Annotated in this window: 13 protein-coding genes and 2 pseudogenes; 6 read left to right on the plus strand and 9 right to left on the minus strand. The window is 41.5% G+C overall.

What is annotated here, in order from left to right:
* Positions 1 to 8: 8 nt before the first annotated feature.
* Together srtA and yhcR are read right to left on the minus strand one after the other, a co-directional pair.
* A complete protein-coding gene (srtA, locus tag BFW96_RS07955; RefSeq protein WP_069839131.1) occupies positions 9 to 605 on the minus strand; it encodes a sortase SrtA in 597 nt (198 codons plus the stop codon).
* A complete protein-coding gene (yhcR, locus tag BFW96_RS07960; RefSeq protein ID WP_069839132.1) occupies positions 602 to 4,183 on the minus strand; it encodes a sortase-dependent nonspecific endonuclease YhcR in 3,582 nt (1,193 codons plus the stop codon). Before yhcR ends, srtA begins: the two co-directional genes overlap by 4 nt.
* A 150-nt stretch (positions 4,184 to 4,333) precedes the next feature.
* On the opposite strand from yhcR, the gene BFW96_RS07965 reads away from it, so the two are divergent.
* Positions 4,334 to 4,987, plus strand: coding sequence for a spore coat protein (locus BFW96_RS07965; protein WP_069839133.1), 654 nt, complete (start codon positions 4,334 to 4,336; stop codon positions 4,985 to 4,987).
* Here the strand turns inward: BFW96_RS07965 and BFW96_RS07970 are convergent.
* Together BFW96_RS07970 and BFW96_RS07975 are read right to left on the minus strand one after the other, a co-directional pair.
* A pseudogene (locus BFW96_RS07970) lies at positions 4,919 to 5,883 on the minus strand (gluzincin family metallopeptidase). The gene BFW96_RS07965 and the pseudogene BFW96_RS07970 overlap by 69 nt on opposite strands.
* A gap of 119 nt (positions 5,884 to 6,002) precedes the next feature.
* Positions 6,003 to 6,578 carry a YhcN/YlaJ family sporulation lipoprotein gene (locus tag BFW96_RS07975; protein WP_014663322.1) on the minus strand — a complete coding sequence of 192 codons (576 nt, stop codon included), beginning with the start codon at positions 6,576 to 6,578 and terminating at the stop codon, positions 6,003 to 6,005.
* Between the two features lie 149 nt (positions 6,579 to 6,727).
* On the opposite strand from BFW96_RS07975, the gene BFW96_RS07980 reads away from it, so the two are divergent.
* The 3 genes from BFW96_RS07980 (at position 6,728) to BFW96_RS07990 (ending at position 8,420) form a co-directional block, all read left to right on the plus strand.
* Positions 6,728 to 7,174 (plus strand): hypothetical protein, encoded by a 447-nt coding sequence (locus BFW96_RS07980; protein WP_069839134.1) that lies wholly within the window; start codon positions 6,728 to 6,730, stop codon positions 7,172 to 7,174.
* Between the two features lie 372 nt (positions 7,175 to 7,546).
* A complete protein-coding gene (locus BFW96_RS07985; RefSeq protein WP_014663320.1) occupies positions 7,547 to 7,864 on the plus strand; it encodes a PadR family transcriptional regulator in 318 nt (105 codons plus the stop codon).
* Positions 7,851 to 8,420 carry a DUF2812 domain-containing protein gene (locus tag BFW96_RS07990; RefSeq protein ID WP_069839135.1) on the plus strand — a complete coding sequence of 190 codons (570 nt, stop codon included), beginning with the start codon at positions 7,851 to 7,853 and terminating at the stop codon, positions 8,418 to 8,420. Before BFW96_RS07985 ends, BFW96_RS07990 begins: the two co-directional genes overlap by 14 nt.
* Positions 8,421 to 8,696: 276 nt before the next feature.
* Here BFW96_RS07990 and BFW96_RS22080 read toward each other — a convergent pair.
* Both BFW96_RS22080 and tcyP read right to left on the minus strand, forming a co-directional pair.
* A pseudogene (locus BFW96_RS22080) lies at positions 8,697 to 8,847 on the minus strand (hypothetical protein); the annotation flags it as partial.
* Between the two features lie 92 nt (positions 8,848 to 8,939).
* Entirely contained in the window at positions 8,940 to 10,331 is a 1,392-nt protein-coding gene (tcyP, locus tag BFW96_RS07995) for an L-cystine transporter TcyP (protein WP_040083629.1), read from the minus strand.
* Between the two features lie 171 nt (positions 10,332 to 10,502).
* Here tcyP and dgcK point away from each other — a divergent pair, with 171 nt between their 5' ends.
* Positions 10,503 to 11,582 carry a diguanylate cyclase DgcK gene (gene dgcK / locus BFW96_RS08000; RefSeq protein WP_014663316.1) on the plus strand — a complete coding sequence of 360 codons (1,080 nt, stop codon included), beginning with the start codon at positions 10,503 to 10,505 and terminating at the stop codon, positions 11,580 to 11,582.
* Between the two features lie 2 nt (positions 11,583 to 11,584).
* Here the strand turns inward: dgcK and BFW96_RS08005 are convergent, their stop codons facing one another.
* Positions 11,585 to 12,415, minus strand: coding sequence for a MetQ/NlpA family ABC transporter substrate-binding protein (locus BFW96_RS08005; protein ID WP_069839136.1), 831 nt, complete (start codon positions 12,413 to 12,415; stop codon positions 11,585 to 11,587).
* A 436-nt stretch (positions 12,416 to 12,851) separates the two neighbouring features.
* Here BFW96_RS08005 and cspB point away from each other — a divergent pair, with 436 nt between their 5' ends.
* Positions 12,852 to 13,055 carry a cold shock-like protein CspB gene (gene cspB, locus BFW96_RS08010; RefSeq protein WP_003224086.1) on the plus strand — a complete coding sequence of 68 codons (204 nt, stop codon included), beginning with the start codon at positions 12,852 to 12,854 and terminating at the stop codon, positions 13,053 to 13,055.
* A 90-nt stretch (positions 13,056 to 13,145) separates the two neighbouring features.
* On the opposite strand, the gene BFW96_RS08015 is transcribed toward cspB, so the two are convergent.
* Both BFW96_RS08015 and BFW96_RS08020 read right to left on the minus strand, forming a co-directional pair.
* Positions 13,146 to 14,087: an ABC transporter permease gene (locus BFW96_RS08015; RefSeq protein ID WP_069839137.1), complete on the minus strand. Its 942-nt coding sequence runs from the start codon at positions 14,085 to 14,087 to the stop codon at positions 13,146 to 13,148.
* Positions 14,080 to 14,997: an ABC transporter ATP-binding protein gene (locus BFW96_RS08020; protein WP_014663312.1), complete on the minus strand. Its 918-nt coding sequence runs from the start codon at positions 14,995 to 14,997 to the stop codon at positions 14,080 to 14,082. Before BFW96_RS08020 ends, BFW96_RS08015 begins: the two co-directional genes overlap by 8 nt.
* Positions 14,998 to 15,009 lie beyond the last annotated feature (12 nt).

Genomic DNA, 15,009 nt, shown 5'->3' on the forward strand with positions numbered 1-15,009 from the left:
GCGGCTTTTCAAATGACTCGCTTTCCATATATAATATAGCGCTTCGGGGCATTTCCCACGTATGAAAACGGATAACAGGTCGTCAGAATCAGCTCTTCCCTTTCATGCTGGAGCGTGATAATAGATGTGTCATCCTTATCAACAATTTTTGTTTTTACAATTTCAAATGTGAATTCTCCATAAGACAGGAGAATGCGGAGCCGATCTCCCTTTTCCAGCTCTCCCGTCCGGCGAAACACGGTATCTCGATGCCCTGACAGCACAATTTGTCCGTTTTCATCAGGATAATAGCTATCCTTATAATGCCCGACACCTTTTTCTAAATCATCAGCATCAGTGCCCTCCACAATCGGAAGCTCTGCATTGATTTTCGGTATTTCCAAAATGCCGCTCGCTTGGCCGGTTTCTGGCTTAAATGATGCTTTGTTCTTTGCCTGCTTTGCGCTATTTTTCGTTCTCGAAGATTCCTGCGGTTTTTCCGCCGCCAGTTTTGCTTCTTTTAATGTCTGTTCCGTTTTCATATTCGTATCGATCAATTTAAAGCCTCCATAGCCTGCGATCACTAGGCCGGCCGCAATGATAAGTAGTGGAATAACTTTTTTCACGTTCTGGAGGCGCTCCTTTTTCTTCTGACATATAAATAAGTTCCGGATAATGTCACCGCCGCACCGATCACCATAAAGTTATAGTAGTTTGCTGATGTATCCGGAAGCGGATGCTCTGACCCGCTTTCCCCGCCCTCGTTTCGTAAAGGCAATGTGCTGATGCTATTGGCGGCGTTTTTTGTGTTGTTGATAGGGATTTCATCGAATCTCAAAATGGCTGAAGGCGGCAGCTGATGAACCGGTGCTGTGCCCGAAGTCTCTTTTATATCAGGCAAATCCACATCAGGCTCTGGGACCTCTTTCATTGGGTGCTCCGTCCCCGGGTCATCTCCAGGCTCTTCCGTAACCGGGTCTTCTGTTACAGGGTCTTCAATATCACTGGCTGCAGCGAGCTTAATCCTTCCCTCTTTTGTATACGCAATTGGCTCATCAAAACTCTTCACGTACTCAACTGTCGCTTCCAAATCCTCTGGCCCTGTCACCGGATTTTTCCCGAGCAATCCGATCGGCTGGTATTTGGTGCCTGTCGCCGTCGCCATAAAGTTGTTGACGGTTAATGTATATGTGGCATCAGGCTGGATCTCGGTGCCATCTGCCATTTTCATATCGACTGCTTTTCCAGTTTCTTTATCCCACGTGTACGTAAACCCGCTGATGCTGTAGTCAGGCCCAAAAACCGGCGAGATTTGCGCATTGATAATCTCTCTTAAATCTTTTCCTTTAATCTCAAGCTTCGTTAACACATTTCCAAACGGCTGAATATTGTAAAGGTCTCCCCACGTAATCGGGCCCTTTTTCAGCGTTTCACGTATGCCTCCGCCATTCATAAGAGCGAAATCCGTTTTCATGGCAGTTCTCATTCCATCCGCAATCAGGTTTCCAAGTGGTGTATCGCCGTCATTTGAATACCCTCCTTCCATATCAACAGCTGCTTCGCCGACTACTTCGCTGATAATCGGTTCAGCAATAGTTTCGTATTTCTTTAAAATGGCTGAAGCGCTGGCATCCGGTTCGATTTTACTTTGATCCACATATACGATTTCCGCTGACTTTTTGACAATGTCTTTTGTCGTTTTATCGATCTCTACATCAACGACACCTATCGCTTTTCCATATTCATACGCTTGAACAATCAGTTTTCCATTCACTTCGCCGTTAACAACCTTATGATTATGCGCGGCAAAAATCACGTCAATTTCAGAATCTGTTTTGTTTGCAAGATCAGCAGACTCTCCGGTAATGGCGTTGCCGTTTTGTTCAGCTGACATATGTGCGAGAACTGCGATGGCCTTTACGCCTTTTTTCTTCAGCTCTTTGGCCGCCTCATTCACCGCTGTCGCTTCATCTGTAAACTCGATATTTTTTATTCCTTCAGGCATAACCATACCAGCTGCCGACTGTGTGACAACTCCGATAAAAGCCACGGGTACGCCCTCCACATTTATGATGTCGTAAGCCGGCAAAAAGGGCTCTCCAGTTGATTTCACTTTACAATTGGCACATACAAGGGGAAAGTTCTGTCCATCATATCCGCTTGTGCCTTTCGGGTGATCACCGCCATTTAAAATTCTCAGCAGTTCATCGGTGCCTTCATCGAATTCGTGGTTTCCCACAGTTCCGACATCAAATCCGATGTCCTCCATTAATTCTACAGTGGGCTCATCCTGAAGAAGAGATGAAACTGGAGAGCTGCCTCCGATCATATCTCCCGCGTGCACCATTAGCGTGTTTTTCTTTTCAGCCTTTTTTTCTTTTAAATATGCGGCGGCATAGTCCATGCGTCCAAATGTGCCGTCTGCAGTTCCGTTCCCATCAAGATCAAGCTCATATTGCTGATCGATCTTGCCATGCAAATCATTCATGCTGAGAATTCTTAGCGGCACATTTTTTTCAGGTGCCGTTTGCCTCTTTTTATATCCTGCTTTCTCCGCTTCATTTGCTGATGCGAAGAAAATTCTGTGTTCCACCGCTACCCTCTTCCAGTCAGCCGGCTGCACATATGTTTGATTTGACGAATCCCCTACATATCTTGTCAAGCCTTTCCCTTGCTCTCTGGCTCTGAATTCAAACGGCATTTCCATGAGCGGATCGTTTTCATTCCAAATTCCTTTTTGTTCTTTTTTCGCAGCAGCTACTGCGGACTGAAACTGCTGATAATCCTCTTCATTGTCAACCGGCCAAATAAAATATGTCGGCGCATAGCCTTTTTTCACAAGTTCTAAGTTCACGTTTGAACCTGATTCAGTTATGACTTGTCCGAGCAGCCTGCCATAGCTGTCCTTGGCTTCACTTCCGACCTTAACAGTGATTTTATCCCCTGGGGACAGAACCGTTTTTAGATAGTCAGATGCCTTTTTGCCAAATCTTAATTGATTTTCGTCTGCGTCATTTTTTGGTGTGTGATATGTTTCAGGTGTATCTACATTTACAAACCGAATTTTTGTCGTTCCAAGAACCGGAGATTTGAGATGAATGGTATCGCCGTCAACAACCCGGTCAACAATCCCTTCATATTCTCCCTCAGCAGACGGAGGTGCGGGCTGCTCTTCAAGCAGCTTCAGGTCAGACGATTTTCGCGGAAGCAGCTGAAAGGATTGGTATCTGCTTAACACCCCAGTAAATTCATACCACTTGCCCTCATTAAGTTCGTCTATCACCCCTGTTTCATTCATAACCCGGAGCGTCATTGCATGATGATCGTTATCAATCATCGTTACATTGTAACCGCCGCCTGAAGGAGAACTTGGAATTGAGGAGACAAATGCAGTTAGTGTCACAAGGCGGCCTTCATACTGATCACCCAGGCTGCCATTAATGAGTTCATTGATTGTTAATTGTTTAGGGGCGGGGAGAGGCTGGTTTGACTGATTGATTTTGATGCCTGATAAGATTGGAACGATTTCTTTCAGTCCCTGGTAAGTCGTGATTCTACCTGTCACCGTGACATCCATGCCCTCTTTTAATTCAGGAAATTGTTCAGGGGAAGGCGAATACATGTTAATGCCTCCGGTTTCATCTTGCAAAAAGGTCGACAGCTTCCCGCCTCCGATTGCGTTTTGATCAGCTGTGACGATCCCTTTTATCGTTACTTCTTCATTCAGCCTTCCCCGCGCTTCATTTATGGTCATTGGGTGTTCAGCCGGCGGAGTTTTCGTGTCATCGGTTAGGTTCATCGACTGAACGTTTTTAAGTCCCGTCGTGTTAAAGTAATTTTCAAGCTTGCCCTGAACCGTTATCTTTTTTCCAAGAAGAAGCGGATTGGTTTGCAGCCCAAACTGGTTTCTGAAAGCTGAAGGGATTTGCACAGGAAGGATATGATCGGGCGATATCTCATTTTTGCGGTCTGCCAGCGCGACATTATAATCATTTGAAAATGGGCTTGTCAGCTTGTAATGCTGCGGGGAAACAGCCTGGCCGACTGCATATCCTTCGACAAGCGCCTGTCCTTCTTTTTGCTGTTTTGCCTTCTCAACTGATATAGCCTGCTGCGGTTCAGCTGCAGTTACCGCTTCGCACGTGTACATGACATTTAAGAATATCAATGCCATGATCAATACCATATGCATCATTCGCCTCATCATATTTCCTCCCTTAATATACACATAATGACAATGACTTTGTCTGCTTACCATTTCGACAGCCAGCATATAATTCCTTTCAGGCTTCTGCATAATACGCGGCGGACTGGCACAAAATACAGCTGATCTGAAAAACAAGGAGGAATCGGTTTGGATCAGTTAAATCAGCAGCAGCAATCCCAAATGAACAAAGGCATTCCTGGAAAACCGCATAAAAACCACGGCGGACATGAAATGTTTGATATGCACGAGGTGCTGTCCGGAACACTTACTGTACTTGATCAGTTTATGATGCTGAGACAATTCTGTAAGGATCAAGAATTATTAAATATCCTTGATCGTCAATATCAATTCATTTCTTCTCAATACAATATAACTGCAGAATGTTTCAAAACAGGAAGCGAACCTTCACAAAAAACAGCAACTTATATGATGAAGGAAGACAACCAGACTGTTTATGGCATGCAGCCGTCACAGCCTAAAAAGCCTGTTCAATCCATGAATGATATTGATGACAGCATCATCAGCAGACAAATGCTTTGCGCGGTTAAAGCACAAGCTTCTATGCTGACGATGGCTTCTCTGGAAATGACAAATCCGGCCGTAAGACGCGTACTGTCTGCGCAAATTCAGGAGTATGTTGAAATGGCATTTGAAATTTTCCTATATCAAAACAAACACGGCTATTACCAAGTTCCTCAGCTTGATGCGCAGGACATGGAACAGCTGAGAAATTCATTCGTCCCTGCACAAGGACAAATGCCTCCGACACAAGGCGGTATGGGCCAGCAAGGGCTTCATTAATACAAAGGCATTGGATAGTTACTATCCAATGCCTCACTTTTTTCAAATTTTTTCTTAAAGTCTTTTTCAAATTGATCAAGACTTTCCTTTGTTGCTGATTTAAACCCTTTTTTAAAGTCCCCTTTTTTTGCCGTTTCCTTTATCAGTTCAGATATAATGTCTTTCCCGTATTTACCCGTCAGCTCATCGATCATATAAAAGCTTTGCAAATAGACATCAGTTTCATATTCGGCTCTGGCTTCCTGCCAGTCTCGGTCTGACTGCAAACGGTCAAAAGGGACAACAGAAAACGTGATCGGATCGATAAGCAATTCATAGTTCGCAATCCACTCGCTTAACCCTTCATGAAACCATAACGGAAACTCATCGGGGTCCGCCTCAAGCTCCTTCAGTTTCTGGTGAAACGCATGATGTGTGTATTCATGAATCAACAATCTCTGGTACAAATAAACCGCTACCTCGTCCCCTTCTAAAAGTTTCTTTTTCTCTTCAGGCAACAATCCGATCAGCTGCTCCCGCTCAGAATAAAAACCAACGACATCCAATAAACCGGAGTAATCCTCCATCTGTTTTTCATTAGAAAAAAAAATAATATCAATAGGCTTTTGATTCGAATATCCAATCATAAATTGATTAATACTGACCGCATATTCAAGCGTTTCTTTCGTCAATGGCAGTAAGGACTTTTCCTTAGAAGTGTAATAAATATCGGCCTGTTTAAATGACTCTTTCTTCATGTGCTTCGTCACTTGTTCTTTTGTGATTCCAGATGCCTGCCCTGGAAAAGACAGGATATACATCGTGCTTGATACGATGGCTGAGCTTACAGCCAGCATCACAAGGACTCCGCACAGGAATAGAGCGGATGCCGCACGCTTTCCTATGCCACCCCGCAAACGTCTCCCTCCCTGAGCCGGTCCGTCTTGTACCTTTTATTTTTACTCTATGCAGCCTGAGTTCACAGTGTGTCATCAACGCATAGAAAAAGCCGCACAATTTGTGCGGCTTTTTTCATTTATTCAGCGTTAGGGAATACGCGCTGTACAGTTTGTGTAAATTCATCAAATAACCCGGCGATTGGATCACCATTTTGAATACGCTTTCCATATCCTTGCATACGCTCTACAAAATCAGGGTTAGCTGAAACGTAAACATTATCAATGTTTTTGTCAGTAGATCTTACCTTTTTGGCTATTTTTTTCTTCAGATTGTTTTCTACTGCACCTTTATTTCCATTGGTTAAAACGACTGCAACGTAAGCTTGATTTCCAGCAACAATGACATCGGCATGCTTTACTTCTTTTAGATCTGTTACTTTATCAGCTGCTTCATCAGCAACCTCGAGTTTCCGGTCGTTGTTATTATCGTCATTTACACGATTGTTATTGTTATTGACATTATCAGTAACATTGTTGTCAACGTTATCCCGGTTGTTCACATTGCGCATATCGTCATTGGCCGGATTTCGATAATTTACATTTCTTACATCATTATTGTCACGTCTGCCCTCACCTTGGTCGGCCATACTGCAGCCAGTCATAAGCAAAGGGATAAGAAGCACAGACGCAAGGACTTGTTTTTTTCCAAGCATGTGAATTCCTCCTTTATCACTTTACTTATAGGTTTTTCTAACTGGCTTTAATTATGCATGAAAATCTGAAGGAAATGCTTTCCCGGGAAATATAACGGTTAATTTGTCTAATGAGGGGGAAAATATGAGTACATTGCAAAGGAGGGATCATGTTGTTCAACCAGCGAAGAGGAATCAGCCCCGCAGCATTGATCATCGGATCAACTATGCTTATTGCTGCATTATCACCTCAGATCCGCCAAAGAATCAGCGGGTTTATCACAGGACAAATGAACAGACGACATTCAGAAAATAACACATTTGATGCTTCTAATGTAGGAAACATGGTCAAACAAGCATTAGGCGGCGGTAGCGGTGATAACCATGACCGTTCACAACATCAAAGCCAGCGGCAAAACGGCCGTCAGCACCAGAATGCCGGACAACAGCAAACACAGCATCAGCATACACAGACACAATCGCGGCAAACTGAAACAGCCCCGAAAAAAAGACAGCCTCATTATGCTGAACCCATTCATTTTGAGCAAAGCGCAATGAATGTCATGGACGACAACACGATGATGGAAATGCTGGAGGACTTAGAACCCGGCCGTTAAAAAACGTGTAACCTGGCTCAACATTGGCCTCTAGGTGTTTTTTTCTTTTAAACTTCTTGTTTTCTATATTTTTTCGCCTATTTTGGAGTACAATTGGCGAGCTAAAAAAATCCTTCTTTCGTTCAATAAGAACGTTTGAAGGATTTTTTGTTTATGCTGCCGCTCTATCCAAAGCAATCTTTATCGATTCATTATTAGCTCCCTCATCAAAAGGCTGAAATGGACAGAACACTATTCATTTTGTTTCTTGCTTCAACACTCAACATTTAGAATTTACTCGAGCGTTGGAAAATGCTGTTGACTATTCAGTTGAACTGTATTACATTATTATTAAGTTGAACTATATAGTCAAACTGAATAGAGGGTGCGGATATGAAACACAAATTATTACCGTTGTCTGAAACCATGCATTATATTTTATTAGCTCTGCGTGAGCCGCTCCATGGCTATGCCGTAATGCAGAAGATAGAAAAGATAAGTAACGGTACTGTTATTTTAGCAGCGGGTACATTATACGGTGCGATTGAAAACTTGAATAAGCATGGTTGGATTGAACCTGTTGGAGAGTCAGGCCGGAGAAAAGTTTACATGATAACTGAAGAAGGAAGCGCCATTTTAAAAATGGAACAAAACAGGTTATTGCATATTTTATCCTTATATGAAGGAAGTGAATCGAATGAAGAAATTTAAGATGTTTTTTGATATTGAAAAAGAGGAACAATGGCTGAACGAGCAATTACAAAAAGGCTATCGGTGTACAAATATTAGTGGATTAGGAATATACACTTTTGAAAAAACCGACAAGAGATATGTGATCCGACTGGATTACCAAGATATTTTACCAAAGAAAAAGTTCAAAGATTACAAAGGGATATATGAAGACTTCGGTTGGATTTATATAAATGGCCCCTGGCTTAGTGGAATTCGATATTGGCAAAAAGAAGATGATGGTCAAAATGAAATCTTCTCGGATCGCCAATCAAAGAGTAATTATTATAAAAGATTGATGAATTATTCTTCTGGTTTAGGTTTCATGTGTTTGTTTTTTTCTTATATGATCTATAAGGATTCAGGTTTATATTTAACTGAAGGTCTTTGGAGTATGAAAGGTGAATGGTTTTGGAAAGCATTTTTATTTGAAACTCCATTTGTTCTTTTGAGGTCGCTTCCCGCCCTTATGGTTGTTTTCTTTGCTGCCAGTTTTTATAAAGTGTATCGAAAGTATTCAATGTTAATAGAAAAATAATGCGAAGAGGTTCATTATGAACTTTTTTAATTCAATGAAGGAATTGGGGAATGCATCTACCACAGGCGGGCGCTTTTCTTTTATTCGTTTGCGAAATTTAGAAATCAAAGCATATATATACTTGCGTTGCTACACATGTATTTCGCTTATTGACAGGTGTAAAATGATATTCAAAAATCACTTTACATCTATAACTTTTATCCAACGTTCCCTAATAATTATAACAAAGGATGTCTTTAATCGCCTTTTTATGTTAAGGCACGATTGAATTAGATTATTAGCCAACTCACCTTCTAAGAAGGAATCTTTTATGTGTGCCTCAGATAAGTTAGCGTTTTCAATATACCATGAATACTCGTTAAAAAAACAATTTTCATTTCAATTAGATCAATCCATTGTCAGTAATGCCGGCTTGATCTTCCCAAAAAAACAAAAAAAGAAACCCATGAAACCTTTATATTACAAGGTTCATGGGTTTTATTAATGTGTACTTCCTGACGATTACACGTTTTTCATATGTTACGCTTCTTCAGCTTCAATCACTCTGGATTGATCATGAAATGTACCTCGATCAATTTCCTTCGTGACCTTACTTGTAATAAGGCCGGATGTCATACTTCCGCTGACATTCAAAGCAGTACGCCCCATATCAATTAACGGTTCAATTGAGATTAATAAACCGGCGAGCGCTACAGGCATGTTTAATGATGATAATACAAGAAGCGCTGCGAAAGTCGCTCCGCCGCCGACTCCGGCAACACCGAAGGAGCTGATGGCAACGACTGCGATAACAGTGATAATAAACACCGGGTCGAATGGATTTTGACCGACAGTCGGGGCAATCATCATCGCCAGCATTGCAGGATAAATGCCCGCACATCCATTTTGGCCGATCGAAAGGCCGAACGAACCGGCAAAGTTTGCGATCCCTTCAGGCACACCCATGCTTCTCTGTGTTTTAATATTCAGCGGCAAAGCACCTGCGCTTGACCTTGACGTAAATGCAAATACAAGTACAGGCAGCGCTTTTTTCAAATAAATCACAGGATTCAAGCCGCTGAACGTCAGCAGCAGCAAATGAATGATAAACATAGTGATTAAAGCGGCATATGAAGCAATCACGAACATGCCCAGTTTTAGAATGCTGTCAAGATCACTCGTTGCAATCGTTTTTGTCATGATAGCCAGCACCCCATAAGGCGTCAGTCTCAAAATGAGCGTGACAACACGCATGACAATGGCATAAACGGCATCAACCAGTTTTTTAAATGTTTCTGCCTGTTCCGGCTGTTTGTTTTTTACGCCGAGGAATGCCACTCCAAGGAAAGCGGCAAAAATAACGACAGCGATCGTTGAAGTCGGTCTAGCTCCCGTAAAATCTAAAAACGGGTTTCCAGGCAGCAGTTCAACAATCTGCTGCGGCAGCGTTTTCGCTGTCATATCCTCTGATTTCTGCTGAAGCTCCTGCCCCCGTGAAAGCTCTGTACTTCCTTGGTCAACCTGAATCGCCTGCAAATCAAATGAAAGTGCGGACACGATACCGACAGCTGCTGCAACAGCTGTTGTTGCTACTAAAATCCCGATAATCAAACCGCTGATTTTCCCGAGATTTTTTGTCAGTTTCAGCTTTGTAAATGCACCGAGAATCGAAATAAAGACAAGAGGCATGACAACCATTTGAAGCAATTTGACATATCCGCCCCCGGCAATATTAAACCAGTCGGCTGTTTGAATAACTATATTTGAAGTCGGGCCGTAAATCAGCTGAAGCGCAAATCCAAATACAATCCCCAGTCCCAGCGCAGTAAATACACGTTTAGAGAAGGAAACATGTTTTTTCTGCATAACAAAGAGCCCTAAGATAAGTAAAAATAAAATAAATACATGTAATACAACTAGTAAAGTCTCCAAAGCAGGTAAACTCTCCCTTCAAATTTTCTCATTTACTATATTACACTAATTCCGATGGGTCAAGTGCGAATTATTTTAACTTATCAATTCAAGCAAAAAAACCTTATATAATGCCTTTTTTTTCTTTTCTTTCCCTTCCATCTTTAGTACCTTATATAAGGGTGATAATATTTGCTGAAAGAACTGTTTGTAAACTTGACGATTTTAATCACATTTAATTATCTCTTCACCCACCTGTTTAAAGAAAGGTTAGTACATAAAAAAGACAGCATATCCTTTCAAGCTGTTAAAGGACTGGCCTGCGGTTTGCTCGGGGTTATTCTGATGGTGTTTGGATTTACCTATCAGCATTCAATTATTGATCTTCGAAATATCCCTATTATGATTGCCGCTCTTTATGGAGGCTGGGTTTCAACGGCAACGGCCCTGGCTATGATCGCTGCTGGCCGCATGCTGATCACAATGAACACATCTGCACTTTACTCGGTTATTATCATTTGTATCGCTGCCATCCCGTCACTCATTGTTTCTAGAAGAAAAAAAGTTCAACTAAAACATGCTTTCTATCTTATAATAATCACAAATAGCTTGATCTCCTTTGCCTTTTATTTTCTTATAGACTTACATTCATATGAACTTCATTTATATTTTTGGATCATCTCAATAGCGGGCGGTATGCTCAGTTTATATATTATTGATCATGAAACAAATGCACATCTTCTTTATAAACAATATAAGTTTCAAGCGCACTTTGACTTTTTAACAGGCGTGTATAACCGAAGAAAGTTTGAAGAAATCACAAAAGCTCTGTATCGACAGGCGGCCGATACCCCGCATTTTCAATTTGCACTGATTTATATGGATATCGATCATTTTAAAACCATCAATGACCAATATGGCCATCATGAAGGAGATCAGGTGCTCAAAGAGCTGGGCTTACGTCTGAAGCAGAGCATCCGAAATAGTGATCCAGCCGCTCGGATCGGTGGTGAAGAATTTGCCGTGCTTCTGCCGAACTGTTCTCTAGATAAAGCAGCTCAGATCGCAGAACGGATCAGGAGCGCTGTCAGTCATGAACCGATTATATTAAAAAACGGCGAAAAGCTTTCAGTTACGATATCACTGGGGGCCGCTCATTACCCCAATAATACGGAACGGCCAAGATCCTTGCCCATTCTTGCCGATCAAATGCTTTACAAAGCGAAAGAGACGGGACGGAACAAAGTGTGTTTTTCAGAAAAAAAAGAATGAATTCAATGTTCGAATTCATTCTTCCAATCTGAAAGACGTTTCAAAGGCAGAAAAGCCGGGACAAGATCTCCCTGATATTCTTTTTCTATAAATGCCGCTGTATCATCAGCTTGATAAAGCTCAAGAATGGTTTGCAGCGCTTCCCGATCTTGATCCTCCGCTCTGACAACAATCAAATTCATCTCTTCCCCAGACATGAGACCGCCGCTCTTTATGGTATGCTTTTTCGGGTTCAGGCCCGCTTTTTTTGCTTCAGATGGTTTCATGACAAACACGTCCCCACCGCTCACTGCATCCTGTTGCCGGACAGCTTTCAATTTCAGATGTCTCGGATTATCTTTAATCATATCAACTGAACCTGTTCCGTTAAATCCGTTTTTCAACGTTAGCAATCCCGCCTCCTGAAGCACAGTAAGCGCCCTGCCAAAATCGAACGCTTTATCGGGAACAGAAACAACAGCTCCCCTCGGTATATCTTGGATCCTGTCATATTGTTTTGAATAAATGCCCATAGGCGTTATGTATGTCGTACCGAGCGGTGCAAGCTTAAGTTTATGTTTTTGAGTGAACGATTGAAAATATGAAATGGTTTGAAAGGCGTTGGCATCAATTTCTTTGTTAGCAAGTGCGATATCAGACTCCGCATAATCAGAAAAAGGGATCAGCTGAATATCAAGCCCTGCCTCTTCAGCCTTTTGGGCAATATAGTTCCATATTGCCCCGTCAGACTCAGCAATCCCGATTTTTATCGATTCATGTTCTGCAGACGGTGAACATGCAGTAAATGAAACGAGAAGAACAAGGACGAAACTGCATATAAGCCACTTTTTCATTGTGACCATACTCCTATCTATGTATTAGAGCATGCAAGCAATATCAGACAAAAAAATCATACGCTCTCTTAGTTGATAAACGTTGTCATTTGTAATATTGATTAACTTTTACCTTACTCATATCCAATCAGGTTGTCAATTCCTATGACATTATCTTCCCAAAATGAAGGCATACGAAGGCAAACGTATGATCACATATCGAGAAAGCAGATGAATTTCCGTAAATAAATATCAAATTGAAAAATAAATATGGTATTTTCCCAAAAAAGTTTCAATAAGCAGTTGTTTTTTCTGAAGATTACTGGTAGAGTAAAGGTAATTATTTTTGTTCGAACTATCTTTAAGAAGAAAGTTTTGTAAGAGTTTTCGTCTTGAAAGTTTGTTAAGAGCAAGAATAGTGAATTTAAGCGTTATGATCGCTTTAGGAGGAAATTTCATGTTAGAAGGTAAAGTAAAATGGTTCAACTCTGAAAAAGGTTTCGGATTCATCGAAGTAGAAGGTCAAGACGATGTATTCGTTCATTTCTCTGCTATTCAAGGCGAAGGCTTCAAAACTTTAGAAGAAGGCCAAGCTGTTTCTTTTGAAATCGTTGAAGGAAACCGCGGACCACAAGCTGCTAACGTTACTAAAGAAGCGTAAGCGTAAATTGATATGAAAAACTGCAGGTTCGCACCTGCAGTTTTTATTTTGACAAAAAAGCTGTTTTGCATAAGCAAAACAGCTTTTTCATTAGTTTGCAATATCCCGTTTTATGAAGATTCCAAAAGCAAGCAGCAGGAAAATGATAAAGTAGATCGCAAGCATGACGATAGAAAACGTCATAGTCATCCCTTCTATTAACGGTGTGCCATCCACATACTGAGTTAAATCGACATTAGCAAACAATATATACTTTGCCCAGTCAAATTTCGCTGCAATAAATGCAGTGGCTGTCGTACCGGCAACCAATAAAAAGATGGAAAACCCTACTGCAAGAGAGCTGTTTCTGAATACTGCAGACAGCATAAACGCCATCGTCGCCACCATTAAGGCCGAGACGGATTCAGAAAGATACGTTGTGGCCAAATGACTCATCATGTTTTGCTCACTGACATGGCCATCCTTATAGATTAAATGAATATTCGCGGCGGTTTCACCACCCGTCCCGAAGAAAATCAACCCTAACAAAGTAGAACCGATAAATAAAATCAACAGCAATAGGAACCCAAACAGGAGAACTGTAATATACTTGGACATCAAAATCTGAAAACGGCTGAGCGGCCGAATCATTAACAGCTTAATCGTTCCCCAATTAAATTCGTTCGCGACAATTCCGGCTGCGATAATAATGGTAAACAGTCCGGTAAGGATGGTAAAACCTGCTGAATCCGTTACATAAGACCATACAGTATAGCCCGTGTCATTTGGGATGTTATGTTCAATGCGATAGTTGTTGAGTGTGATTATTTCTTTATATCCATCTTTCAGTGAAGGATCGTCTTTGATTTCTTTCTTTAATTCGGCGTTTTGTGCTTGAAGTTCTTGTTTCCAATGAGAATTTGCTTCACCGGCAGAAAAATGATTCGCCAAAAATGCAAATCCAACCATTGTTAGCCCCAGAATTCCGATCATCACCCATGTTCCGGCACGGCTGAAAATTTTGATCCACTCATTATAAATCAAATTAAGCATGCTGAACCTCCTCTTTTGTTTCACCTGTCATTTCTAAGAAACGGTCCTCTAATGATTTTGTTATAATCTTGACCTCGTAAATGCGGATTTGCTGCATCACCAGCAATTCAATAACCGCAGGGACTTCGTCTTTAGCCAGTTTGAGTTCTACACCATTTGTCTTACTCACTAAATCGTACTGTTTTAGCACGGAAGCTGCTTCATTCGGCTGCTCAACCTGGAAGAAATATGTATCGTTCTCATCAATGTTTTCATCTTTTACATTTTGAATATCGATCAGCTTTCCTTTTTGCAGAATCGCAATGCGATCACACATCAGTTCCATCTCTGACAGCAGGTGGCTTGAAACGATGACAGCCATTCCTCTTTCTCGGGTCAGCTTCTTTAAATGATCTCTGATTTCCCTGATTCCCGCCGGATCAAGGCCATTTGTCGGTTCATCCAAGATCAGCACTTTCGGATCATGCAGAAGGCATTGTGCCAAGCCAAGACGCTGTCTCATTCCTAGAGAATATGTTTTCACCTTGTCGTGGATTCTGTCTGTTAAACCAACCAGCTCAACAACTTCATCAATTTTTTCCTTCGTAACACCCTTGACCATCCTTGCGTATTGCTGGAGATTTTTATATCCGCTCAAAAATTTATACAGCTCTGGATTCTCTACGATCGCCCCAATATGCTTAATCGCCTTGGCATATTCTTTCGTAATGGATTGACCGCAAATGAGGACATCACCTTTCGACAGCTTCATTAAGCCTACCATCATCCGGATGGTTGTCGTTTTCCCAGCTCCGTTTGGTCCCAAAAAACCGAATACTTCACCTTCACGAATCGTAAAACTGAGATCATCAATGATCGTTCGGCCTCTGATGTTTTTTGTCACATTTCTCAATTCCAACACTGTTTTCATCATATTCCTCCT

Origin of the sequence: Bacillus sp. F56 (assembly GCF_001748205.1) — a bacterium.
Taxonomy (GTDB): domain Bacteria; phylum Bacillota; class Bacilli; order Bacillales; family Bacillaceae; genus Bacillus; species Bacillus stercoris.

Bases quoted from the DNA above. Each gene is read 5' to 3' on its own strand.
- BFW96_RS08020 (WP_014663312.1), bottom strand. From the start codon at position 14,997: ATGAAAACAGTGTTGGAATTGAGAAATGTGACAAAAAACATCAGAGGC.
- BFW96_RS08005 (WP_069839136.1), bottom strand. From the start codon at position 12,415: ATGAAAAAGTGGCTTATATGCAGTTTCGTCCTTGTTCTTCTCGTTTCA.
- BFW96_RS08015 (WP_069839137.1), bottom strand. From the start codon at position 14,087: ATGCTTAATTTGATTTATAATGAGTGGATCAAAATTTTCAGCCGTGCC.
- yhcR (WP_069839132.1), bottom strand. From the start codon at position 4,183: ATGAGGCGAATGATGCATATGGTATTGATCATGGCATTGATATTCTTA.
- BFW96_RS07980 (WP_069839134.1), top strand. From the start codon at position 6,728: ATGTTGTTCAACCAGCGAAGAGGAATCAGCCCCGCAGCATTGATCATC.
- cspB (WP_003224086.1), top strand. From the start codon at position 12,852: ATGTTAGAAGGTAAAGTAAAATGGTTCAACTCTGAAAAAGGTTTCGGA.
- BFW96_RS07990 (WP_069839135.1), top strand. From the start codon at position 7,851: ATGAAGAAATTTAAGATGTTTTTTGATATTGAAAAAGAGGAACAATGG.
- BFW96_RS07985 (WP_014663320.1), top strand. From the start codon at position 7,547: ATGAAACACAAATTATTACCGTTGTCTGAAACCATGCATTATATTTTA.
- BFW96_RS07975 (WP_014663322.1), bottom strand. From the start codon at position 6,578: ATGCTTGGAAAAAAACAAGTCCTTGCGTCTGTGCTTCTTATCCCTTTG.